The organism is Photobacterium sp. AWH4_225, from assembly GCF_056158405.1.
The window spans coordinates 1,707,625-1,730,778 of sequence record NZ_JBSWTF010000001.1 but is presented as its reverse complement, the minus strand read 5'-3'; the positions used below and the strand labels follow the sequence as shown (position 1 = coordinate 1,730,778).

Sequence of the window (23,154 nt, the reverse complement as noted above, 5' to 3'; positions counted from 1 at the left end):
ACTTACCGTGGATAAACCTTCTCAAAACGCTCCAACACCAAATCAGACGACTCGTTAAATTCAATATTTAAGCTGGCCGCATACTTGGTAAAGAATGCAATATGGGCATCTCGCCACCATTGATACGACAGATCCCCCTCTCCTTCGAGAGCTGCAAACTCTGGCGTGACTTTATTGAAAGGGCAAATAGAAACGTCTTTGAGTTTGATGATACAAACCGGCTCTTGTACCCAGTTAAGCACAACAGATAAGCGTCCGACTTTTGGTAGGAGCTCTTGCTCGGCATCATAACCCGCTTTCAAGCTGCAAGATGCTCGCTTGATACCAGCGTTGATCAACCTCGCACACTCATTAGCATTGACTTCATCGGCACAAAAATACTCCGCGATAACTTCTGGTATGGCATCTCGCTCTTTGGGCGTCAGTGTTGCTAAGTATTGCTCGAGATATTCCTTCTGTACTTTGTTCATGCGTCCTGCTTCTTTGATTCATTAGTAATGTTGATAGAACACACTGTTCTTGCTCTAGATACAAGTAAATTGATTCTTGTTAGCGATCTCGCTGTCATTTTCATCCATACTTACTGTTTTAATACCCAATACAAATATGAGTATGAATACACTAACTAAAATCTTTGCCTCTACCCTTTTTCTTCTAGTTGCCCTGACAGGATGCAGTGAAAATGAGATGCCTAAGGAAGGGGTCAAATACACGGTCGTTGAGACACCGACTGAAGGTGTTGCTGATGTGGTTGAAGTTTTTTCTCTTGGTTGTGGCCACTGCCGTAATATGGAACTGATGCTTCCTGAAATCAAAAAGCTGGCTGAAGTAGAAATTGACCAAGTGCATGTTACTTTCAATGAAAGCGCACAGTATGCTGCCTACCTTTACTACACAGCTGCAGTTCAGAGTAACGGTAAGCCTTCACCTGAACTGAAAGAGTCACTGTTTGGCTTTGTTCAAGAGCAAGCAGCCGACCTGGATGAAGAAGGACGAAAAAATAAGCTAGACGAAATCTTTAGCCAATATGATCTTGTCAGCCCATTCGACCTAAATGATGAACAGAAAGAGCAAGTCTATCAGCAGATGACAAGCGCAAATCAGCTAGAGCAAAATGCGCAAATTACCTCTGTACCTTCTTTCTTGGTCAAAGGTAAATACCTTGTACAAAATGGCGCCCACGACAGTTTGGAAGATCTAGCTAACACCATTCGCTTCCTTTCTGAGAAGCAATAAACAATGTTGACTGGGCTGACAAATGCCAGCCCAGACACTTAACTACAATTAACGCCCCTGCATATCACCGCTTTAGCTCATAGCTTTATAGCTTTATAGCTTTATAGCTTTATAGCTCATTGATACTGGACATTTAGCTCTATCTTGTCATTACCCACAGTAAACACCTCCTTTCTTGGCAGACATTTCTGTTCTTACCCCCCCACTCAAATCAACAAATCATTAAAATCAACTGCGTTTTGATAACAAGCTTAAGTGTTTCTTGATCTATTTATTAGCGTAATCAATAGAAAAAATTCTAAAGCTCAACAGCTGAAAAAATAGCTTTTTGATATGACGTTACCATTAATACTCTACAGCCATCAGAGCGTAAAAAAGACTGTAACAAATGTTAAGGAACAAAAATAAAGCCAAATAAATACAACAACTTAACCATAAAATTTTCTTTAATCCCATCGCGTTAAGAACATTTCACTATTACTACGGAACTTAGTATTCAAAAATAAAAACAAGCACTTACAAGGTGCGACACACCATTAAAATATTAGGATCTAAGAAATGAATAAAAAGGTAATTGCCCTAGCAGTGGCAGCAGCGGCAGCATCATCGTCTGTACATGCATTGGAAGTTTATAACGATGGCACTAACACTTTCTCTGTTGGTGGTCGTTTGGCAGCAAGTGCTCGTTTCTCTGATGGTGACTCTGAACTTCGTAACCAGTCTTCTCGTATCAACTTCGGTTATACCCACGCTCTAGAAAGCGGCTGGGACATCGGTACTCGTGCCGAGTGGGCATACGATGCGCTGGCTAACAGCTCTGAAGGCAGCCATGTTTCAAACCGTTTGGGTTACATCACTGCTGACAACGAAGACTTTGGTAACTTCACCCTAGGTAAAGCTTGGTCTGTTCATTACGACGTAACAGGTAAAACAGATATCTTCTGGGTTTACGGCGGTGACACAGCCGGTAACTATGACGGTATTTCTGGCGACGGCGGCGTACATGGTACCGGCCGTGCGGATGACGTTATCCAGTACCGCAACAACTTCTACGGCGTTCAGGTTGGCCTACAGTACCAATTCCAGGATTCAAACCTTTCTCGTGATGAACAAGGTAATGTAGATGGTGGCTATGACCGTGACTACGGCTACCAGGCAATGCTAGGTTATGACTTCGATACTGGTATGGGTATCGTGGGCGTGAGCGGTGTTTATGGCGAAACTAAATTCGACGACCGCGCAGACGCAAAAGTTGCGAACGCCGTAATCACATACGAAAACGAATCTCTGTACCTAGCTGCTAACTACGGCCAGTTCCGTAACCACCAAAAAGCGACTGGCAGTGTATTCGGTGACGCTCAAACATCAGCTAACAACGATACAATCAAAGAAGCGACAGGCCTAGAGCTTGCAGCAACTTATGACATCAACCAGTTCCAACTTCTAGCCGGCTACAACCAACTGGAAGATGACAATACTTCGGCTAAGCAAGCATATGCAACCCTTGGTGTAGCTTACTTTACAGGCCCAGTCATTGTTGCGGCTGAGTACCAAATTGACGCAAGCAGCAAAAATGCCTTCGGCTCTGATGCTGGCCTAGACGACGAGCTTGCTCTGCTAGTGCGTTACAACTTCTAAGGTACTAACTCGCTAATCTGTGTTCATTCTGTCGAATTCATTTGACACTTTTGGGGCACCTTTCGGTGCCCCCTTTTTTATTTCACATTAAAAGTGAAATACGTCTCCGGATAGGGCTCATCCGCTAAAGTGAAATGCCACCACTCTTCTTTCAGTGGCTTGAAACCATTTTTGAGCATCACACTTTGTAGCAACATCCTGTTCGCTCGTTGCTGGGCTGTACTTTTCGGCGAACTGGGCCATGAGGCTTTTCCGAAATAATCCCACCCCGTCCCCATATCTAGCTCTTCGCCACTGGCCAGATCAATCAAAGTCAGATCCACCGTACTTCCCCTAGAGTGGCCAGATTTGGCCGCAATATACCCATCACGGAATAAATTCTTCTTCTCTACTGTTGGGTAGTATTTCTCCTTCATTCGCGTATCAGATAAATCTTCTGCCCAACGGACAAAATGGTCCACAGCCTGTTGCGGACGGTAAGCATCAAACACTTTGAAGCCGAGTCCAAACTGTTTCAAATCGCGCTGTGCATTGGCAAGCGCTTGGGCAGTCTCCTCGGTACTGATAGCCTTTGCCGCTTTGTAGCCACTGATCCGTTCACCCACAAAGTTGTCACTGCTGAAATATCGGATATCAACCACTATGGTTGGATCTACCTGCTGGATATCAACGAACCCATCAGGTATTGATTTGGCAATCGAAGGGAAACTCAATAAAGTCACAATAAACACTATGAAGCTATAGTTAGGCATCCTTTGGGTCATAAACTTTCCTTGTGGCAATGTGAATGCGGTAAATAAACTGTAGTGCAACATACATATTTGATGTAACGCCCTACCCTGTTTACATCCTTAGCCATTCAATTTTAGGCGCTAAGTTGTTTTATAAATCAATACACTAGCGATATATGACTTATACTACTTTTGCCTCTGTCGAGCGGTTTGATCACATTTCGCCAAGATTGTTTACAACCAATTTATCTATAAATATCGTTGCTACTACCAATTGGTTACAAAGCTTGATTATCGGCTTGTCAAGACTTGAAGATCTGTTGGGTTAGTGGTTTGATCTGCGCCTTGCTGATTTTCACCCTCCACGCTCAACTGGGTGAGTAAGCTATAAATATGGGTTGGATAACTCTATTTCTAGCTAGCAGCAACACAACATGATAACAGTAAGGTGCATTCATAATGGCGAAATCCCCAACCGCTTCGGAAGTCTCTCAAGCCGTCGATATCGAGTACCAATCCACTTCAATGGAAATTTGGGACAGTAAGTATCGTTTGAAATCAAAGCACGGAGAAGCTATTGATGTCACGCTTGACGATACTTTCAAACGCGTTGCCCGCGCATTGGCAGATCTAGAAAACGATGATACTAAAGATCATTGGTATAACGAGTTCCTATGGGCACTCCGAAATGGGGCAATTCCAGCTGGCCGCATCACCTCAAACGCAGGTGCCTTCGAACACAAACCTGCGACCTCGACCATTAACTGTACCGTGTCTGGCACCATTGAAGATTCAATGGACGATATCCTCGGCAAAGTTCATGAGGCAGGCCTGACACTAAAAGCGGGCTGTGGTATCGGTTACGATTTCTCTACCCTTCGTCCACGCGGTGCCTTTGTCTCTGGTGCAGGCGCATACACATCTGGCCCACTTTCTTTCATGGATATCTATGACAAGATGTGTTTTACCGTCTCTTCAGCCGGTGGCCGTCGCGGTGCGCAAATGGGTACCATGGATATCCGCCACCCGGATATCATCGAATTCATTCGTGCCAAACGAGAAGACGGACGCCTTCGCCAGTTCAACCTGTCGCTGCTGATCACCGAAGATTTTATCGAAGCGGTAAAGAACGATGCTTCATGGCAGCTTATCTTCCCTATCACGGCGAAAGAATCGAAGCAGGACAAACTGGATCTGGACAATGACACCAGCATTGTTTGGGCTGACTGGCCAACCAAAGAAAACCTGGTTGAGGATGCTGAAGGACGCGTAGCATGTAAAATCTACCGCACACTTCCTGCTCGGAATCTGTGGAATGTCATTATGACATCGACCTACGATTACGCCGAGCCGGGCTTTATCCTGATCGATAAAGTTAACCAGATGAACAACAACTGGTTCTGTGAAGAAATCCGCGCGACAAACCCATGTGGTGAGCAGCCACTACCACCTTACGGTGCTTGCTTGCTGGGTTCGGTAAACCTGACCAAGTTTGTCCGCGAACCTTTCACCGACAATGCCCACTTTGACTGGGATGCCTACCGCAAGGTTGTAGCTATCTTTACCCGCATGCTGGATAACGTAGTAGAAATCAACCAGCTTCCACTTGAAAAGCAACGCCACGAAATCACCAGCAAGCGTCGTCACGGTATGGGTTTCTTGGGCCTAGGCTCAACAACTACCATGCTGAAGCACAAATATGGCAGTGCTGCTTCTGTTGCCTTCACAGAGCAAGTTGCTCAGGAAATGGCCATCACCGGCTGGAAAGAAGGCCTGAAGCTAGCAAAAGAAAAAGGCGTTGCCCCTGTGATGGACGAAGAGTTCGAAATCACAGCCAAGATGCTGCGTCTGCGCCCTGAAATGGCAAAAGACGGTATTAAAGTCGGCGACAAGGTAAAAGGCAAGGTCCTTCACGCCAAGTACAGCCGCTACATGCAGCAAGTTGGTGAAATTGAGCCGAAACTGGTTGCCGAACTAGCGAAGCACGGCTGTCGCTTCACGCACCATAGCTCCATCGCTCCGACAGGCACCATTTCTCTGTCGTTGGCTAACAATGCCAGTAATGGTATCGAGCCTAGCTTTGCACACCACTACACCCGTAACGTTATCGTACCGGGCAAGAAGTCCAAAGAAAGCGTAGATGTTTACAGCTTCGAACTATTGGCCTACCGCAAGCTGATCAACAAAAAAGCGATGCCTTACACTACTGATGAAGAATGCCAGCTGCCGGAGTACTTCATTACTGCTGATGACATCACACCGAGCCAGCACGTAGAAGTACAAGCTGCAGCCCAACGCTGGATTGACTCATCGATTTCAAAGACGGCCAACGTACCGACTGACTTCCCGTTCGAAGACTTCAAAGACATCTACATGGATGCTTATGACAAGGGCTTGAAAGGTTGTACAACTTTCCGTTTCAACCCAGAAGTATTCCAGGGCGTGTTGGTGAAAGAGAAAGATCTCGAAAACACCACCTATGTCTTCACCCTAGAAGATGGCTCAACCTTTGAAGCCAAGGGTAATGAAGAAATCGAATACGATGGCGAAACACATACCGCTGCAAACCTTTATGATGCCTTGAAAGAAGGCTACTACGGTAAATTTTAAGGTACAGGTTAGAAAGACATGACAAAGAAAATCGACGGCAAGATTGTTGCCTTCAAAGTAAAGAGCCAAGAGCAAGAAACGCCACAGGCAGCTCCTGCACCAGCTGTACCTGAATATGAAGTCCAGCATATGCATGAAGACATGCCGCGCCCGGAGAAGCTTCTAGGTACCACCTACAAGCTTAAAACTCCTGAGCATATCTCGGAGCACTCGCTCTTCATCACGATTAATGACGTTGTGTTGAACGAAGGTACCGAGCACGAGGTGCGCCGCCCATTTGAAGTGTTCATTAACTCGAAAAGCCTTGAGCACTTCCAGTGGATTGTTGCCCTAACCCGCATCATGTCTGCGGTATTCCGCAAAGGGGGCGACTGCACTTTCTTGGTTGAAGAGCTACGCTCTGTGTTTGATCCGCGTGGTGGCTACTGGAACAAAGGCAAGTACGTACCATCTTTGATCGCTGAAATTGGCAACGTGATCGAGCAGCACCTGACTGAAATCGGCATGCTGGGCAAACCAGACGTCGACGAGCACCAGCAAGCATTTCTTGATGCCAAAAAAGCTGAGCTTGAAGGCAAGAAAGAAGAAACCGAGGAAGAATCAAGCAGCTTCCCGCCTAGCGCGACACTTTGCTACAAGTGCCATAACAAGTCGGTGATCGTCAAAGACGGCTGCCAGACCTGTTTGAACTGTGGCGACTCTAAGTGCGGTTAAGCATTTAGCTATATACCAAACAGAGAGCCGCCAACTGGCGGCTTTCTTTATTCTTAAATTATATAAATTGCCTAAAACCTAATTTAACTTTCTTATTATAAATACGCGTTTCTAAGCAATTAACCATTAACCATTAACCTAGTATTGATGTTGTTAGCTGAAAATTATTTATTGCATTTAATTTCAGAGAGCTAACCTCTTTGTAGTATTTTTTTATTCATGTAAAGAAATTAAGACCTTTTTGTATATCTATGCTTTTAACTCCACAACAATAAGAGTGAAAATCATGGCTATTTCAAATAAAACCCTTACTAAAGTAGCCCTTGGGGTCGGTCTGGGATTGGCAGTAAATGCTTACGCAATATCACCACCAGCAGATCAACTACTCCCCCCAGCAAGGACAGCAAACCTTTTTGCACTAGAAGTTGACTGTGAATGTGTACTTGAGATCACGCCTCAAAAAGTCATCACAAAGAAGATAACCGAACAGGATATTCTCGAAGTTCTCAATGAATCAGGCGCTATGTTTGATGATATTAGCTTTGACAACAAAGCAATTGTTGCGCTGCCTGATGGTTCTATTATCTTTGGCGTAGAAGCCTATCAACCCTATATTGGCGATGAAGACTTTTTGCTCAAACATGACCAATATGGTGAACTATCTATTCTTCTCACCTCCCAAGATGCAATGGATGTCAACGATAATGTTGCTCCTGATTTTGAAGGCTTGGTGATGGGTATTGATGGCAAACTTTATGTCGGTGAAGATGGTAGCGATGACGTACTTAAAGTAGACCCTATAACCGGCGACGTCTATCGCTTTGCCAAAAAAGAAGCTTTCGAGGCGTTAGGTGATGACTTCATTTTCGATATCCAACCGGCAATATCCGCAGACGAGCGTTACATCTACCTAGCCTCTGATGATACACCCAATGTTGTCTATCGCATCCCATATGTATATGGCGCAGGTACACCGGAAATACACGCCAAAGGTCCGGGCGTAAACCCACATGAACTGTCAAAAGACAACACTTTATACATCGTCAACAACAAGAAAAATCCACCACTTTCATATGAAAGATATTATCCGGGCAATTACTATGCCCCATTTAAGCCGGCAAATATTGACGGAACTTTCACACTTACATTTAAAGAAGATACCGATTACTACCCGAAACAAATCACTACGGACCCAATTCCTTGGGATGCTTCCCCGTACCTTATTGCCAGCATTATCAAACAGGCTCTTTATGAACCGGTGAAAATTATGGGGCGCGGCACTATCGGTACACCATGGACATTTAACGACCCGGAAGGATACCGACTACACAGCGTCAATTCTTATGGCCTTCAATATGCTGTTGCCGAACTTGCAAAAGAAGAAGAGCCTAGTGATGACACCTCTCCTAAAGAAGCTGTTGAAGGACAAAACCACATAGAAGCACTGGGAACAGATGCTTATTACGGGAGAATTGAACTTCAGGTAAATGTACAAGTGGTAAGCGGTAGCAATACAGATATGGGTAACTCGGATGTAAATATCGGTTACCTCAATATAAAAGTGGGTGATAGCCCTGAAACGGTAAAGGATAAACTGGTTAAAAAGACTCACCTTGGCGAAGATGATGTTCAGGTCAAAGGCGCAGGTACAATCAAATCCCCTTGGGTATTTATCTTCGGTGGCGATTATAAATATAAAGAAGTCGAATTTAATGTTCTTAACGATTATTACGACAAAATTAAACCTGAAGAGATCTTAATAGGCACACTCAAAGATGCGAGAGCCTTTGATGATCCCGATGGTTTCATGACACGACGAGATAATGGTGACATTACCCTTGCTGACGATGCTGGTGCCCACTTTATTTACAACATTGATAAAAATGGCTACGTCTCAACCCTCATCACGGAATGGGAACTCGTTGTGGCAAATAAGGGCCGTGTCGATATGGAAGGTGGATTAGCTTACGACCAAGACGGAAACCTCTTTGCCAGTAACCATAACTCTTTTGATGGTGATGGAGAACAAGGCGGCAATGTCTTCAAGATCACCCCTTACGGCTATATCTCTATTTGGATCGATGCCGAAGACATCATTGCTGTCACGTACGGGGAAGAAAACGATGTTGAAATCGAAGGCATCGCTTTTGAGCATGGTATCAAAAACAATGGTGAACCAGAGTATCCATACCACCTATTACCAACACCACCGAGTTATCCATAACTCGCTCGTTGCAACTTTCAAACGGTGATTAATATTAAAGCGACCATAAGTGGTCGCTTTCTACCTTACTAATACCTTGAAGCAACCTATAGCCAAGGTCAACTAAAGTCACCTAAATAACTTGATGCTTTATAAAGATTTTATTTTATATATTATAAAAGAAATGCATATCTAGGTTAGTTTTTTGAAAACAAGTTATGTGTCGCATTTTTTATTGTTTCATACTTACAAAAATTTTAAAAACTAGAAGTCAGTCGACTTTTTTTTCTCACCTTCTTTCATTTACAAGTCATTTAATTAATTATATTTCTTAACAAAAAACCTAAGAATTTTAATTAAATACCAATAAACCATATTGGTATAAATTAATGTATCCATACCAATAAGTGATTCTATGAAAAAAGCAGGTGAAATACCAAATATTCACAACTGGAATTCTTTAATTCTTGAAACGACTGAAAGAAGGATTTTCTTTGAGCCTAGACAAGAATTATTAGGTGATTTGTGTTACGTGTACGCAAAAAATGAAAAGAGAAAAAAAATAACCGTTGGATCTTTTTATCACTGGATGATACCAGCCATCAATCAAGAACAAGTTAAGCTTTTTCAAGGTGAATTTGACCGAAATGCGAGCGGGTATGCTTGTTGGGCTTGGGTGAGTGATAAAACCCTCGATGAATACTTAACAGATCCTGGCTTTGTCCCTCATCCTTCTCAATGGAATGAAGGGGCAAATCTCATTGTTTTCGACGTTTGCTTACCTTACCCGGAATCAAAATTTATTAAGCAGTTACTCATGATTAGTAGAAAACTGAAAAAAGCAGGAGTGAAAAGCCTTCACTACCGTGAGCCTGGCAGCTCTGAACCAGTATATAGTTGGTAATCTAGTATGAATAAAAACCTCCTTTTAACTCACAATATACCTAATCACGATAATACTGCACTTTATGGTGATCATTTGCCAGAGCACAGTTTTATTTCTTATCCGGCTTTTAAAGTTAAAGATGCACAAATCGCCTGGATGAATGAAAGTTGGTTTGATGAAAATGACATAGATTTGGCCCAAGCAGAACAGCTTATTCTGGACAACTTTGCTTATGTCAGCCGCGGTTATGCCGATGATAATGAGCTTGATCTCACTGACAGTAAAACTTTCATCGCTGATCGCTACGGCAACACGGGTGATGCGGGTAACGGCGGCAGTGCCCGCTGTGGTCTTAATGGGCAGTTACAGATCAAAGGTAACGGCGTTAACCCGCTGGTTGCAGTCAATGTTGATAAGGGTCACTCATCTGGAAAGTTGCCACTCAGCGAAGCCATCAGTGAAGCATTATGGAGTGAGCTTTGCCATCGTGAACTCCCCTATGGTGCGTTAAGGATTATCGCTATAGTCAGAACTCCGCAGTCAATACTTGGTGAGAATACCTTTGGTGATGAAGTAGAACAGCCTTGCTCTATCATGATCAGAGAAGTGGCTACCCGTCCCGCTCACTTTGAACCCGCACTCAACTTTTGGCCTCGGCAAGGATATGCACATCTACGCGATTTAACACATATTTATGTTCAATCAGCAGTCCAGTTACTTGAGAGCAACGAACGTAAAATGAGCGGTAGTAATACCCCAGTATTCGATGTCGTGGAACGTTTTGTCACCCGTTTTGCAACTCAAGTTGCCGTTAGCCGCATCAAAGGAATGCCGCATGGTTCATTGACCAGTTCAAATATAGCTTTGGATGGGCGTTTTTTAGATTTAGGCACGGTATCCGGAATCGGTGATTTTTCCAATGTGCTGTTGACTTCAGGCCTTGGTGCTACTTGGGATGATCATCATGGTATCAATGAATGGCTACAAACGTTTTTCTTTCATTTAAATAGGCACAGTGAATCAGGGCTTAGTGACACTCAACAAAAAACGTTGCTGAATAAATTTAATACAACACTGGAAGAGCAAGAGAATCGTTATACCGCTATGGAATGTGGTATTCCGGAGCAAACTCCTGATCTCATTGAAATCGGACGAAAAATAAAGAAAGAACTGAGAAAAGACAAATGGCATGTTTCCCGACTGGCCGATTGCGACTTTAATAAAGAAAAGTTTGCATGCGAAGTGAAGTCCGCCCTTGAGCTTGTTGGTTTCCCAGATACAAAACCCAACTTTAAATATAGAGATATCAAATATTCAAGATTCACTATTTTTTCTGACCCTTGCTTACAAGGGCTTTGCGGCACCAAAGAAGAGATCAGTGCGTTTATTTCTCAGTATGTAAATTAAATATCCCAGCAGGCAAGTGAAATGGAAACCTTATCAATAATAATTGCAGTCCCTCTTCTTGTGGAGCTTATCTGTGTCATGGTGTTGATGGCGATATTTCTATTTCGCTGGAAGCCTGAAACCATTAAAGATGATTTACCATTAGTGACAGTATTTGTACCTTTTTATAATGAAGATAAAGCACTTATTATAAAGTCTTTAGAAAAGATAGACCAACAAGAATACGCATCAAAAATACAGGTGCTGATTATTGATGATGGTTCAACAAACGACACACCAAAGTTTGTAAAACAATGGTTGCAGCAAGACAGAAAACAGGACTACATCCTGTTAAGTAAACCAGAGAATACGGGCAGAAAAGGTGCTGCTCTGGATTTTGCTTTAGAGGAGCAAGTCGCTACGGGTGAGATCTATATTGTGGTAGACAGTGATACCTTCATTCAGCCCGGCGGTATTTTAGCGCTAGCCAATAAGATATGGAGCCATCCGGGCTACGCCGCTGTCTGTGGCTATGTGGTACCCAAAAACCGTGAAAGCAACTTGTTATGTAAGTCTCAGTTTTATGAGCACATAGGTGTGCACGGCGCCCTTAGAACTTCTCAGGATCAGCTCGGTGTCGTTCCCGTTCTCGCTGGAGCATTTGTCGCGCACCGTGCCAGTGCTGTCCGTGAACTGGGAGGCTGGAGCGAGTGGTTAGTAGAAGATATTTCTTGGTGCTGGAAAGCCCTCGCTCATCGCTATCGAACTGGTTACACTGCTCAGGCTATAGCAACGACCCAATGTCCTGAAAACAATAATGCACTTTTCCGTCAACGTCGCCGCTGGTCTCGGGGCCGTGTGGAAGCATTCTGGGAAACTTGGAAAGTCTCGCCTTTCATGGGGTTGATATCTCTACCGTGGTTTCTCATCTCGGCGACTGAATTCCTATTTCCGCCCATCTTCATTGCTATGCCACTGTTTGCTCTGTTAGGTATGTGGTTACCTTTAAGTGTAATGGCATTAGCTTTGTTGGTTGAATCGATATTTATCTTCTTCTTTATCGCGAAAACCGGTAATGCCCACAATCTTAATCGTCTTGAGATGGCCATGTTACCGTTTTTTACTCACCTACTTCGCTTTATTACCTGGATCCCCAATATTCTCGGCTATTTGGATGAAATATTTGGCCGAGATAAAAAGTGGCTGACCCGATAGCTTTTTTGGCTTCACAAGAAAATATTTTACAAGATTTAGACTAACTGCAGTCTAGAGGCGGCAGCGCATTACGCCTGCCATTCATTTCACGATATAAGGAAAATATCATGTTTGAGCTAACTGAAGAGCAGATCAATCTAGTCTCTGGTGCTTCATCTGAAGAGAACCGTCCACCGACAACAGGTGGTGGTAACAATGGCTGTCATGAAGAATGTTGCCCACCACCAACAAACCCTCGCCCACCTCACACTGGTGAAGAAGGTCGTTACTAAATTGATAAGTAACGTAGGCTTGTTGAGTTCCTAGCAGATTATCGACAGGCTTTATTATGTTAATTGGAACTTAAACGAAAAGGAAAACATTATGTTTGAACTAAATGAAGAGCAAATCAAACTTGTATCTGGCGCTGGTGAAGAAGGTAGTTCAGGTGGCGGCATCGGTACTGACGAAGAAGGGCGTCCAGGTGGCGGCGGTGGCTCAAGTGAAGAAGGCCGTTACCGTTAATCGATAAAAATCAGACGCAGGTTTAAACCTGTTGTTGCTCACAGGGGTTACCACACCCCTGTTTTTCAAACCACAGCAGTTCCAGTAAATCTCTATGTCTAGGCAATTATTTCGTGAAGAGTACCTTCAGCAACAAAACAAAACTGAGCAAGGACAGATCCTAATTTTATCTGGCCTTAATCAAAGTATTGTAACGGCTTGCTGCATAGTTGTAATTGGAGCCATTCTTAGCCTGCTTGCTCTTGGCAGCTACACCAAAAAAACCCAGCTTGAAGGCGTGATAGTACCGTCAACTGGTCTCATTGCCGTAAAAGCTGCACAAAATGGTGTAGTCGAAGCTATTTATGTAGAAGATGGTCAGCAGATTGAAAAATCTTCCAGTTTATTTCGAGTGAATAGCGAAGTATTTGACATAAGTGGAGAAAGTATCAATCAACGTTTAAAGCGAAGTCTGGAACAACAATTCCAATCACTGCAGAGTCAGCGTGATTACGAACATTTAGTGACTCAATCCCGTATCGACGATCTAACCAGTAAAATTGAACGGTTAGAACTAGAGATCAAGAGTGCTAAGCAGTCACTCGAATTTGCAAAAGAGCGAACTCTGCTAAAACAAGAAGCAAGAGAAAGTTACAGCAAACTACTTAAAAATAATTATATATCGGAACTTGCCTACAAAGATTACCTTTCTAGCCTAGTCAGCCTCCAGTCCGATGAAGAGAGCCGGAAATTAATGATCCAACAACTGGAGCGCGAGCGCGTGGCAGCACAGTACCAGATCGACTATATGTCACTGCAAGGAAATCTTCGTTCTTTGGAGCTTGAGAGGCAAATAGACAGCCTAACTCAACAACAAATAGAACTTACCTCAGCTTCTGAGACTGTTGTCCATTCACCAGTCAGTGGCAAGATCACCACATTACGTGCCGAAAGTGGCCAATCGGTAAATCAGGGAGAAGTTTTACTCAATATCATTCCGAAGCAGGCAAAACTTCAGGTTGAGCTGTATGCGCCCAGTCGTTCAATAGGCTTCCTACGCCCTGGCCAACCGGTTGGATTACGGTTTGATGCCTACCCACACGAAAAGTTTGGCATACAAAAAGGTAATGTCATTCAGATTTCGCAATCGACACTTACTCCAGCAGAGCTAAAAGCACAAGACCAGACCATCCGATCAGATGCCGAAACGCTTTACAAAATCATAGTATCACTCAATAAGCCAACCATTGATGTATATGGCAAGGAGCAGCCCCTAAAAGTAGGAATGCGAGTGAGTGCTGATATCAACGTCGAAACTAGAAAACTATATGAATGGTTGTTAGGGCCCATCGCCCGGATTCAAGGAATAAATGAATGATCCAGATAGAGAACCTAGATTGGGCGTGGCGAAAAAAGCTAAGGCTGGTCAGGCAAACCGAGTCGGCTGAATGTGGTATTGCTTGTCTCGCAATGATTGCTGACTGGCACGGGTTCAAAATTGACTTACCCGCTTTAAGAGCACGTCATCACTTTTCTCAACATGGCCTGACATTGGCAGATGTCATGAACTGTGCTCAGAGCTTAAAACTCTCTTCTCGCCCACTACACGCAACACTTGAGGAATTACCAAAACTCAGTTTGCCATGTATTTTGCATTGGGATATGAACCACTTTGTGGTGTTGAGCAAAGTTACCGATAAATACTACGAGCTTTATGACCCGGCCTCTGGAGTAACTAAGATCTCGAAGGAGGCTATGAATAAGCACTTTACCGGTATCGCCTTAGAGCTGGCTCCTACACATGACTTTGAGAAAGCAGATGTGCGGGAAAAAGTTCGTATTCGAGATTTAATTGGCAAGACGGTAGGGTTTAAACGCGCACTGAGTAAAATATTCATCTTCGCCGTCGCCTTAGAGGTGCTGGCATTAGTGGCTCCATTGGTCAATCAGGTAATTATTGATGAAGTGCTCGTTAGCTTTGATCATAACCTGCTTGATCTTGTGATCATTGCCCTGTTGCTATTGGCAGCGACTCAGAGCTTGGTTAGTTTGGCTCGGCAATGGTTTACCATCTATCTCTCTGTCAACTTCAATATGCAGTGGGCAGCGAATGTCTTCCACCATCTGATCAGGCTACCAATTGACTGGTACGAAAAACGGGAATTGGGGGACATCTCAGCCAAGTTTGACTCACTCAATACCATCCAGCATGCCATCACCAATAATATCATTCAGGCATTACTTGATCTGATCCTTGTAACGGGCACTTTGACAATTATGTTGTTTTACAGCCCGTTGCTGACCATGATCAGCATCACTACAGTGATCCTCTACGCGTTAATGCGTTTTGCTTGGTTTGACAGCTTTAGACGTGCTGAAGAGGAGATCTGGTCAACCAATGCCAAAGAGCAAAGTAACTTTCTAGAGACACTGCACGGCATATTGAGTGTAAGAATCAATGGAGGCATGGGCTGGCGAGAAAATACATGGAAAAACCTCAACATTGCACGTAGAAATGCTCAGTTGAATGAGTCCAAGCTGATGATGATCTACAGCGTTATCATGGAAGGTCTCACCGCTATTTCTACTGCCGGTGTGCTGTGGTTTGGTGCCAAGCTTGTGCTTGATGGGCAATTTACTGCAGGTATGTTAATCGCTTTTTTATCTTTTCAAGGGCGGTTTTCTGGCAGTGTGACCGATTTAATCAACAACTATTTTGAGTTTCGTATGTTGTCAGTACACACAGAGCGTCTAGCTGATATTGTACTGACCGACAAAGAGCAACTTAAAGAAAACATTGCTTTACCGTCTCCTTCGACGAATGAAGTCGAGGTAACAGCTTTGCAAGTGGATAACCTCAGTTTTCGCTATTCAGAAAACAGTCCCCTGCTATTTGAAAATCTTTCATTCAGTGTTTCTGCCGGAGAAGTAGTAGCGATCACAGGTCGCTCTGGGTGTGGAAAAACTACGCTAGCAAAACTCCTGCTAGGACTATATACACCGGAATCTGGCCAGGTAAGGATTTTTGGCCAAGATGTGTCTCACAGCAATTTGTCTGATTTACGAAATGGTATTGGTTCAGTGTTCCAGGATGACCAACTATTCAACGGATCTATTTTGTCAAACATCTGTTTTTTCTCCCAAGATATTGATATGGAAAGAGCAATAGAATGTGCCAAGCTCGCCAATATTCACAATGAAATAGAAGCGATGCCAATGGCCTACCAAACACTGGTAGGAGAAATGGGTAATACTGTGTCAGGCGGGCAAAAACAACGGATTATTTTCGCTCGGGCATTATATAAGCGCCCCAAATTGCTCATTCTAGATGAAGCAACCAGTCACCTAGATGTTACCAGCGAAAAAAAAGTCATTCATGCCGTACGCGAGCTTAACCTGCCGGTAATCCAAATTGCGCATCGCCCGGAAACTATCGCTGCTGCAGACCGTAGTGTTGACATCAGTATTAAGGCACTACTGAGAGGCAATGCCGCGTAATGATTATCCGTCAATAAAGTAAGTAAATACTTTAGTCAAAACATGACGGTATTGCTTTAACCCAATGTAAAAGTTGTACGAATAATTTTACCCATAGGGTTATTTCAAACTAATTTAAGATTAAGGATAAATCGATGAGTACATTAAGTGACGATGATTTAAAAGTTATGAATTATCATGAAGGTCAACCTGATAATTCGACAACTAACGGAAAAAATTATACCTATGATTGGACTAGCATCCATGCTGATAATTTCAAAACGTGTTTTGAACAATTAGGTGAAAAAAAACGAGCCCTCGAAGTGGGTTGTTATGAGGGAAGAACGACAGCCATGCTGGCTAATGTTTTTGATCAAGTGGTGGGTGTAGAGCCAGCCCCTCGAGATTTACTTCTTGAGACGGTTAATGAAAACGATAACGTAACACTTTGTAAAGGCCTACTCTATGACGTAATTAATGATGTGGGCTCAAATTTTGATTTTATTTATATTGATGGTAGCCACATCGGTCAGGATGTACTTCTAGATGTTCAACTCGCCTGGAAAAAACTGAACGTTGGTGGCGTATTACTGATAGATGATTACGAATGGTACAATGACCCGTATATTGTAACGATGTTTAATGATGGGTTCATTGAAAGCCTTGGTTTAGATCATAAAGAATATCGAGCAAGATTTAGCCCTAAACGAGCTGTGGATGCCTGGCTGAGTGTTTCTGTGGAAAGTGAAGTTTTCATCGACGGTTACCAGATTGCGGTAAGAAAACTACGCAATATCAATGATCAAATTAAAAATCGAAGAGTTTTCTTCTCTCCTGATGATTAATATAAAGGGCTAAAGTATGAAAAATGAAAACTTCCTCAGCCTAACTATTAACCTGCTCAAAGCTCTTATGGTAGTATGGGACAAAAATGAACAACAGGTGATTGAAACTCTTGATACATTAGAGTCAGAATATCAAATAAAAAGTAACAGCAACTTAATCTATCTTGCACAGGAAAAGAAGCCTGATGACAATAAACTTATCCAGTTATGGGATAGGAAAAGTAGCTTTATCGATTGGTGCCTGAACAATAACATTGATTATTACTATGACGTACTCACTGGCAGGATTTTCCATGATAAGAAAGAGCAGTATATTGAATATGTGATAACATCCAAAGCAATGTTATATAAACTGCTTCGCAGTTATCCTGCTAAAATAGATCAAGTCTTAAGCTGGAATAACAAATCCTCCGTCAATGACTTTGCTATCAATGAAAAAATTAAATTCTGGATAGATCATAGCCAAGATGAAGCAGCGTTAGTTTCTCCATCAGAAAGGAAAGTCGAAGGTTATTGCCCTAATGCCTTTTTTGATTATATCGTTTGTTATGATGAAGCCTATATGTGTTGTAGTGGTTGGCACGCAGCTAAGAGTATGGGTAACCCATCAGAGCAATCACTCAAAGAGATTTGGAATAGCGAAGAGGCGACATTATTTAGAAAGTCTATTATTGATGGCTCCTACCGGTATTGCTTAAACGACACCTGTGCACATTTAATGGACAGCAATCATCACTTTCCAGCTCTAGAGCAATACCATGAAAGTATCCAAAAAGACATTCTTCGCGGTGATGGCGTGATGTCTCATGGACCTGCCCACCTTAATTGTGGTTTTGACATGTCGTGTAACCTTTCATGCCCATCCTGCCGAAGCGAGCAGTTTATTGAAACTGGAGAACGTGCAAAAAAAATCCAAGAAATAGAAAATGAAATTGAAGATATGGGATCATTCTTTCACAGTCTTTATATTTCTGGATCCGGTGACCCATTTGGTTCACCCTACTCGAAAAAGTTCTTGAAAAGAATGAACAAGGAAGATTTTCCCAGACTGAGATGTCTACATCTTCATAGCAATGGTCAATTATTTAACCAGAAAAACTGGCTTGATCTTCCACAATTCATTCGAGAAGGTGAAGTAGCCGTTGAAATATCTCTTGATGGTGCGACTGGAGAAACCATTGAGAGTAATCGTAGAGGTGTTAAATTTGACAAACTACTAAGCAACCTGAAGTTCATCTCAGAGCTGAGGAAAAACAATGACATCATGTATTTAAACTTCAGCTTTGTTGTTCAGGAAAACAACTTTCATGAGATGAGTGACTTTGTTACCTTCTGTACATCATTGCATGCAGACTGTATTAGTTTCGCTAAAATCCTAAACTGGGGCTCATTTTCTGAAGAGGAATATGAAGACAAAGCTGTTCACTTATCTACACATCCTCGACACCAAGAATTATTAGACATTCTTAAGATAGAAAATCTATACAATGGCAATGTCTCACTCGGAAACTTGAGGTCACTGATAAGTTAACCTTAGATTAATCACTTGCCAACGACATACTCTGACTCATAGCTAAAATGATCTTATAAGGAGTCAGGTATGTCATTACGGACAAGCAAATATACAAAGCATGACAAAGTTCTGGGGGAAATTATTCGGGATTAACTTCAATTGGTTTGGCTTCTGGCCTCACCATGGAATTCCAGTTTGGGTCTAACTGGTCTTATTATTTCCATTACGTTGGTGACATATTTGGTGCACCGCTATTTTGGAGCTTTAGGATTATGGTCGGTTGCGGCATGTTAATGGTCATGCTGTTTACCCTGGCTTTCGCCAGCTACATCGGAATTAAAAATGGATTCCGCATGGAACGCAATGAGCGAAGCTGGAAAAACACTAATTCTCTATGAAGTATTAGTACCGACCTATCAATTGTTCTAGATGCTTCATTGAGAGCAAGAAGGTATCCATTGGCTTGATATAATGATATAAAAAGCACGATCGTACTTATTTTATAGCTCCCAAACATATCCGATAAGGAAATCATTATGGTGCAAGCAGAATTACAACAAAGCACGGAAGCGACCAACACGCCATCTCTCAATTGCCCATTTCCGCTAGGTAAGGCCACAACCATAAAGAACCGCTTGTTCAAGTCAGCCATGAGCGAACAACTCGGTGATGCCAACCACAACCCCAAGCAGGGTTTGGTCACCCTTTACCGCCGTTGGGCCGAAGGGGGGATCGGTTTGGCAATGACTGGCAACATTATGATTGACCGAAATGCACTCGGTGAGCCAAAAAATGTCGTGCTTGATGAGAAGAGCGATCTCACTATTTTCAAAAAGTGGGCAGAAGCCGGAAAGCAAAACGGTTCCCATATTTGGCCTCAACTCAACCACCCTGGTAAACAAATTCCTAATTTCCTGACCAAAGAGCCAGTCGCACCCTCGGCAATACCTTTAACGAGAGGATTAGAGAAAGGCTTCAACACACCAAGAGCCCTTACCGAAACAGAAATTCTCGAGATCATCGGTAAATTTGCGACCAGCGCAAAACTGGCCAAAGACGCAGGTTTTACTGGGGTGCAAATTCATGGTGCCCACGGTTATTTGGTCAGCCAATTCCTGTCTCCAAGGCACAACCAAAGGGATGACCAGTGGGGCGGCGGTCTGGAAAACCGTATGCGCTTCGTCCTTTCGGTTTACCACGCTATCCGAGAGCAAGTTGGCGAGCATTTCCCGATTGGTATTAAACTCAATAGTGCTGATTTCATGAAAGGCGGTTTTACCGAGGAAGACTCCATGCAGGTTGTTCGTTCCTTGGCTGAGGCCGGTATAGATTTAATCGAAATATCCGGCGGTACCTATGAAAGTCCGTCTATGATGAGCGGAAAGAAAGCCAAGCAAAGTACCTTACAGCGTGAAGCTTACTTCCTCGATTATATGGAAAAAGTGCGTAAACTTGTTTCGACTCCCTTGGTCGTTACCGGCGGTTTTCGTAGCGCCCCAGCCATGGCAGAAGCACTGGAAAGCGGAGCAACTGATTTTATCGGTTTAGCCCGGACGACAGCGGTGGATGCAGATTTCCCTAATAAGCTGTTAGCTGACAGCCAATACAGTATGCCATTAATCAATCCAACAACGGGCAACAAAGCCATGGATAAGTTGGGAATGTTAAGCATTACCTGGTATGAACAACAACTTTGGCGCATGGCTAAAGGGCTCGATCCGAAACCTAACTTAAGTGCATGGCGTGTTGTTTTCAAAACCATCGCCAGCGCAGGAATATACGCTTTCAGAAAACGTAGAGCGTAAGTTCGATTCTATTTGTTGCGGTGCTCAGTTGCAGTGCCGCAACATCTTGATTTACCCCCTTCCCCTTTGCTATAAACCTACGGCTCCACACAGCTTCCCACCCTTTGGGCAATAGACGAACGTTTGAAATTTATATGACCTCAGATCAGCCAGAACAGAAGCAAACGACTTATAAAAAGCCGGATAACACTCGCAAGGCATATTCGAAACACACAAATACACGTGATGGTGGGCAAAGAAAGGCTGGGCCGAAGCCTGCTCAGAAAGTCGAAGATGTTTTTGAATATGCGATTTGGTGGCTGAACCAACGCGGATATTCCGTTGCAAAGCTAAAAGAAAAACTTACCCGTAAAACCACCAACGCTGAATGGGTAAAAGAAGTCATTAACCGCTTGCTAGAGCTGGGATACCTTAACGATCAACGCTACGCTGAAACCTATGTCAATTCGCGCTGTCGCTCTTATGGCCCTTCAGTGCTAGCGCAAAAGCTCAAACTACAAGGCGTCGCACAAGCCGATATTGATAACGCATTATTATCGATTGATGAGTCCGAGCAAGATGTATTGATCACCCGTGTTATCAATAAGTACGCCGGGAAAAAGAGTGCAAGAGACATCAGTTTGCGTCTTCAGCAACAAGGGGTCAGCGCGTCTAGGATACAAGCTATATTGCCACAATCCCTAGATAGCGAGCATGAGCAGCAACTGGCTGAGCGACTCATTGCTAAACACGAGAAGAAAATGGGAACAACGGGGCTTATTCAAAAATTACGCAGCGAAGGGATCAGCCAAGAGTGTATCGATCAAGTTCTGCTCATTGAAACAGAGCAAGATGGTGTTAGCGATGACCAACGCAAAGCATTGGAATTTTTGAACAAAAAATATAAATCCCCAATTACTGACTTTGCCGACAAGAAAAAAGCCACTGCATTCTTGGTTCGAAAAGGCTTCAGCTTCACTGACGCCAACTATGCCCTCGAACATCACTTAGAATAGACATTGCTTAATACAGATCAGGGAGCAAAACGCTGTTTTGCTCCCTGTAACTTAATAATTATCTTAGTTAGAGGAAAAAGAGTTGCTCTTGCGTGACGCCCTCATCACCAAAGCTAATTAAGCCGGCTCCTATTACTTCACCAACCTGCCACTTACACCATGCTTTACTACCATCGACCATGACCTCTGTAATATCCATCTTATCGCCATGTTCTCTCAACCCAGTAATATAGGCTTGCAGGCCCTCTCTGCTGTGAACAATGCCATTTTGGTCCAACAGCATGTAATCAAAAGTCACGTTTTCCGCAATCTCATCGGCATCTAAATGGGTGAAGCCACTCGCGTAACCACCCAACTTGTCTTGCGCTGACATGATCCTATCCTCTCTCGGTCTAGGAAGAACTAAAGTTAACATGCAGTATAGTACTTAGCCCCGCTTCAACCTTAACCCCAAAGGGTGAGTATAAATAGCAGATATTAATATTACTCTAAGCCTGTAGATATTGACCAAGAGCTATGAAGAACGGTACACCCAGCAATACATTGAATGGGAAAGTAATTCCCAAAGCAGCCGTTATCGACATACCCGCATTGGCTTCCGGCAAGCTTTCTTTCATAGCTGCAGGTACTGCGATATAAGAAGCACTCGCCCCTAGGATAGCCATTAATGCAATCCCGCCACCGCTAAAACCAAGCATATACCCAAGGCCTGTCCCTGCGATACCGCCAATCATCGGCATCAAAATGGCAAAGCTCACCAAGAACAGGCTGTTCTTCTTGAGTGCCGATAACTGCTCACCCGCTACTAGGCCCATTTTCAGCAGGAACAACGCCAACACGCCCGAGAACAGCTCGATGAAAAACGGCGACAGTTTCTGCACGCTTTGTCCGCCGAAGTAACCGATAAGTAAGCTGCCGACCATCAACAAAATACTCTGGTTGGCTACCAACTCTTTTTTGATAAATTCGGCATTGATGAGTTTCAAGCTCCCCTTGGCCAGTATCAAACCAACCAAAATTGCTGGCATTTCCAGCAAGACTACAAACAGTGGGAAATAGGCTTCATAGTTGATGTTATTAGCCTCGAGTAAGGCCACAGCAACAGCATAGGTCGCGACACTGACTGAGCCGTAATGGGCAGCAACAGCACCGGCATTGATTCGGTCCAACTGGCCAAAGTAACGCAATAATGGGTAGGCTATCAGCGGCAACAACAAGCCAAACGCAATGACCGCAATAGACATAGTAATCAGGCTTGGGTCGATATGTTTCTGTAGCGCGATGCCCCCTTTAAGGCCAATCGCCACCATTAGAAACATACTCAAGGTCTTATATAGCCCCTCGGGAAAAGAAACCTTTGCGCCCAGAAGTTGGCATACAATTCCCAGGACAAAAAAAGCGACGACTGCATCCATAA

At 43.4% G+C, this 23,154-nt stretch carries 20 protein-coding genes and 1 pseudogene; 17 read left to right on the top strand and 4 right to left on the bottom strand.

Annotation, left to right across the window (positions count from 1 at the left end; genetic code table 11):
- Nucleotides 1–2 precede the first annotated feature (2 nt).
- On the bottom strand, nt 3–470 hold the full coding sequence (locus ACXAD4_RS08285; RefSeq protein ID WP_475240495.1) for an ASCH domain-containing protein: 468 nt from the start codon (nt 468–470) through the stop codon (nt 3–5).
- Nucleotides 471–612: 142 nt separating this feature from the next.
- Here ACXAD4_RS08285 and ACXAD4_RS08280 point away from each other — a divergent pair, with 142 nt between their 5' ends.
- Both ACXAD4_RS08280 and ACXAD4_RS08275 read left to right on the top strand, forming a co-directional pair.
- A complete protein-coding gene (locus tag ACXAD4_RS08280) occupies nt 613–1,236 on the top strand; it encodes a thioredoxin domain-containing protein (RefSeq protein ID WP_475240494.1) in 624 nt (207 codons plus the stop codon).
- Between the two features lie 558 nt (nt 1,237–1,794).
- The gene (locus ACXAD4_RS08275) at nt 1,795–2,874 is read left to right on the top strand and encodes a porin (RefSeq protein ID WP_475240492.1); all 1,080 of its coding nucleotides are present in this window, start codon (nt 1,795–1,797) and stop codon (nt 2,872–2,874) included.
- A 77-nt stretch (nt 2,875–2,951) separates the two neighbouring features.
- Here the strand turns inward: ACXAD4_RS08275 and ACXAD4_RS08270 are convergent, their stop codons facing one another.
- On the bottom strand, nt 2,952–3,638 hold the full coding sequence (locus ACXAD4_RS08270) for a M15 family metallopeptidase (RefSeq protein ID WP_475240491.1): 687 nt from the start codon (nt 3,636–3,638) through the stop codon (nt 2,952–2,954).
- A gap of 426 nt (nt 3,639–4,064) precedes the next feature.
- Here ACXAD4_RS08270 and ACXAD4_RS08265 point away from each other — a divergent pair, with 426 nt between their 5' ends.
- The 15 genes and pseudogenes from ACXAD4_RS08265 (at nt 4,065) to ACXAD4_RS08195 (ending at nt 21,737) form a co-directional block, all read left to right on the top strand.
- Nucleotides 4,065–6,215, top strand: a complete 2,151-nt coding sequence (locus ACXAD4_RS08265; protein ID WP_475240489.1) for an adenosylcobalamin-dependent ribonucleoside-diphosphate reductase — start codon at nt 4,065–4,067, stop codon at nt 6,213–6,215.
- Nucleotides 6,216–6,233: 18 nt separating this feature from the next.
- Nucleotides 6,234–6,929, top strand: a complete 696-nt coding sequence (locus ACXAD4_RS08260) for a TSCPD domain-containing protein (protein ID WP_475240487.1) — start codon at nt 6,234–6,236, stop codon at nt 6,927–6,929.
- Nucleotides 6,930–7,215: 286 nt separating this feature from the next.
- The gene (locus ACXAD4_RS08255) at nt 7,216–9,153 is read left to right on the top strand and encodes a hypothetical protein (protein WP_475240486.1); all 1,938 of its coding nucleotides are present in this window, start codon (nt 7,216–7,218) and stop codon (nt 9,151–9,153) included.
- A gap of 394 nt (nt 9,154–9,547) precedes the next feature.
- Entirely contained in the window at nt 9,548–10,036 is a 489-nt protein-coding gene (locus ACXAD4_RS08250; RefSeq protein WP_475240484.1) for a toxin-activating lysine-acyltransferase, read from the top strand.
- 6 nt (nt 10,037–10,042) lie between these two features.
- Nucleotides 10,043–11,425, top strand: a complete 1,383-nt coding sequence (locus tag ACXAD4_RS08245; RefSeq protein WP_475240483.1) for a protein adenylyltransferase SelO family protein — start codon at nt 10,043–10,045, stop codon at nt 11,423–11,425.
- Between the two features lie 21 nt (nt 11,426–11,446).
- A complete protein-coding gene (locus ACXAD4_RS08240; protein ID WP_475240481.1) occupies nt 11,447–12,619 on the top strand; it encodes a glycosyltransferase family 2 protein in 1,173 nt (390 codons plus the stop codon).
- 107 nt (nt 12,620–12,726) lie between these two features.
- On the top strand, nt 12,727–12,891 hold the full coding sequence (locus tag ACXAD4_RS08235) for a hypothetical protein (RefSeq protein WP_475240479.1): 165 nt from the start codon (nt 12,727–12,729) through the stop codon (nt 12,889–12,891).
- Between the two features lie 91 nt (nt 12,892–12,982).
- A complete protein-coding gene (locus ACXAD4_RS08230) occupies nt 12,983–13,123 on the top strand; it encodes a hypothetical protein (protein WP_475240477.1) in 141 nt (46 codons plus the stop codon).
- Nucleotides 13,124–13,217: 94 nt separating this feature from the next.
- Nucleotides 13,218–14,480, top strand: coding sequence for an HlyD family secretion protein (locus ACXAD4_RS08225; RefSeq protein WP_475240475.1), 1,263 nt, complete (start codon nt 13,218–13,220; stop codon nt 14,478–14,480).
- Nucleotides 14,477–16,600: a peptidase domain-containing ABC transporter gene (locus tag ACXAD4_RS08220; RefSeq protein WP_475240474.1), complete on the top strand. Its 2,124-nt coding sequence runs from the start codon at nt 14,477–14,479 to the stop codon at nt 16,598–16,600. Before ACXAD4_RS08225 ends, ACXAD4_RS08220 begins: the two co-directional genes overlap by 4 nt.
- A 134-nt stretch (nt 16,601–16,734) precedes the next feature.
- Entirely contained in the window at nt 16,735–17,424 is a 690-nt protein-coding gene (locus ACXAD4_RS08215) for a class I SAM-dependent methyltransferase (protein WP_475240473.1), read from the top strand.
- A gap of 16 nt (nt 17,425–17,440) precedes the next feature.
- The gene (locus tag ACXAD4_RS08210) at nt 17,441–18,955 is read left to right on the top strand and encodes a radical SAM protein (protein ID WP_475240471.1); all 1,515 of its coding nucleotides are present in this window, start codon (nt 17,441–17,443) and stop codon (nt 18,953–18,955) included.
- A 68-nt stretch (nt 18,956–19,023) separates the two neighbouring features.
- Nucleotides 19,024–19,191 (top strand): annotated as a pseudogene (locus ACXAD4_RS08205) (cytochrome ubiquinol oxidase subunit I); the annotation flags it as partial.
- A gap of 282 nt (nt 19,192–19,473) precedes the next feature.
- Entirely contained in the window at nt 19,474–20,742 is a 1,269-nt protein-coding gene (locus ACXAD4_RS08200; protein WP_475240470.1) for an NADH:flavin oxidoreductase/NADH oxidase family protein, read from the top strand.
- Nucleotides 20,743–20,876: 134 nt separating this feature from the next.
- Entirely contained in the window at nt 20,877–21,737 is an 861-nt protein-coding gene (locus ACXAD4_RS08195) for a RecX family transcriptional regulator (protein WP_475240468.1), read from the top strand.
- A gap of 67 nt (nt 21,738–21,804) precedes the next feature.
- Here the strand turns inward: ACXAD4_RS08195 and ACXAD4_RS08190 are convergent, their stop codons facing one another.
- Nucleotides 21,805–22,110, bottom strand: coding sequence for a nuclear transport factor 2 family protein (locus ACXAD4_RS08190; protein ID WP_475240467.1), 306 nt, complete (start codon nt 22,108–22,110; stop codon nt 21,805–21,807).
- 115 nt (nt 22,111–22,225) lie between these two features.
- Nucleotides 22,226–23,152, bottom strand: coding sequence for a sodium-dependent bicarbonate transport family permease (locus tag ACXAD4_RS08185; RefSeq protein ID WP_475240465.1), 927 nt, complete (start codon nt 23,150–23,152; stop codon nt 22,226–22,228).
- Nucleotides 23,153–23,154: the final 2 nt, after the last annotated feature.

Bases quoted from the DNA above. Each gene is read 5' to 3' on its own strand.
- ACXAD4_RS08285 (WP_475240495.1), bottom strand. From the start codon at position 470: ATGAACAAAGTACAGAAGGAATATCTCGAGCAATACTTAGCAACACTG.
- ACXAD4_RS08280 (WP_475240494.1), top strand. From the start codon at position 613: ATGAATACACTAACTAAAATCTTTGCCTCTACCCTTTTTCTTCTAGTT.
- ACXAD4_RS08275 (WP_475240492.1), top strand. From the start codon at position 1,795: ATGAATAAAAAGGTAATTGCCCTAGCAGTGGCAGCAGCGGCAGCATCA.
- ACXAD4_RS08270 (WP_475240491.1), bottom strand. From the start codon at position 3,638: ATGACCCAAAGGATGCCTAACTATAGCTTCATAGTGTTTATTGTGACT.
- ACXAD4_RS08265 (WP_475240489.1), top strand. From the start codon at position 4,065: ATGGCGAAATCCCCAACCGCTTCGGAAGTCTCTCAAGCCGTCGATATC.
- ACXAD4_RS08260 (WP_475240487.1), top strand. From the start codon at position 6,234: ATGACAAAGAAAATCGACGGCAAGATTGTTGCCTTCAAAGTAAAGAGC.
- ACXAD4_RS08255 (WP_475240486.1), top strand. From the start codon at position 7,216: ATGGCTATTTCAAATAAAACCCTTACTAAAGTAGCCCTTGGGGTCGGT.
- ACXAD4_RS08250 (WP_475240484.1), top strand. From the start codon at position 9,548: ATGAAAAAAGCAGGTGAAATACCAAATATTCACAACTGGAATTCTTTA.
- ACXAD4_RS08245 (WP_475240483.1), top strand. From the start codon at position 10,043: ATGAATAAAAACCTCCTTTTAACTCACAATATACCTAATCACGATAAT.
- ACXAD4_RS08240 (WP_475240481.1), top strand. From the start codon at position 11,447: ATGGAAACCTTATCAATAATAATTGCAGTCCCTCTTCTTGTGGAGCTT.
- ACXAD4_RS08235 (WP_475240479.1), top strand. From the start codon at position 12,727: ATGTTTGAGCTAACTGAAGAGCAGATCAATCTAGTCTCTGGTGCTTCA.
- ACXAD4_RS08230 (WP_475240477.1), top strand. From the start codon at position 12,983: ATGTTTGAACTAAATGAAGAGCAAATCAAACTTGTATCTGGCGCTGGT.
- ACXAD4_RS08225 (WP_475240475.1), top strand. From the start codon at position 13,218: ATGTCTAGGCAATTATTTCGTGAAGAGTACCTTCAGCAACAAAACAAA.
- ACXAD4_RS08220 (WP_475240474.1), top strand. From the start codon at position 14,477: ATGATCCAGATAGAGAACCTAGATTGGGCGTGGCGAAAAAAGCTAAGG.
- ACXAD4_RS08215 (WP_475240473.1), top strand. From the start codon at position 16,735: ATGAGTACATTAAGTGACGATGATTTAAAAGTTATGAATTATCATGAA.
- ACXAD4_RS08210 (WP_475240471.1), top strand. From the start codon at position 17,441: ATGAAAAATGAAAACTTCCTCAGCCTAACTATTAACCTGCTCAAAGCT.
- ACXAD4_RS08200 (WP_475240470.1), top strand. From the start codon at position 19,474: ATGGTGCAAGCAGAATTACAACAAAGCACGGAAGCGACCAACACGCCA.
- ACXAD4_RS08195 (WP_475240468.1), top strand. From the start codon at position 20,877: ATGACCTCAGATCAGCCAGAACAGAAGCAAACGACTTATAAAAAGCCG.
- ACXAD4_RS08190 (WP_475240467.1), bottom strand. From the start codon at position 22,110: ATGTCAGCGCAAGACAAGTTGGGTGGTTACGCGAGTGGCTTCACCCAT.
- ACXAD4_RS08185 (WP_475240465.1), bottom strand. From the start codon at position 23,152: ATGGATGCAGTCGTCGCTTTTTTTGTCCTGGGAATTGTATGCCAACTT.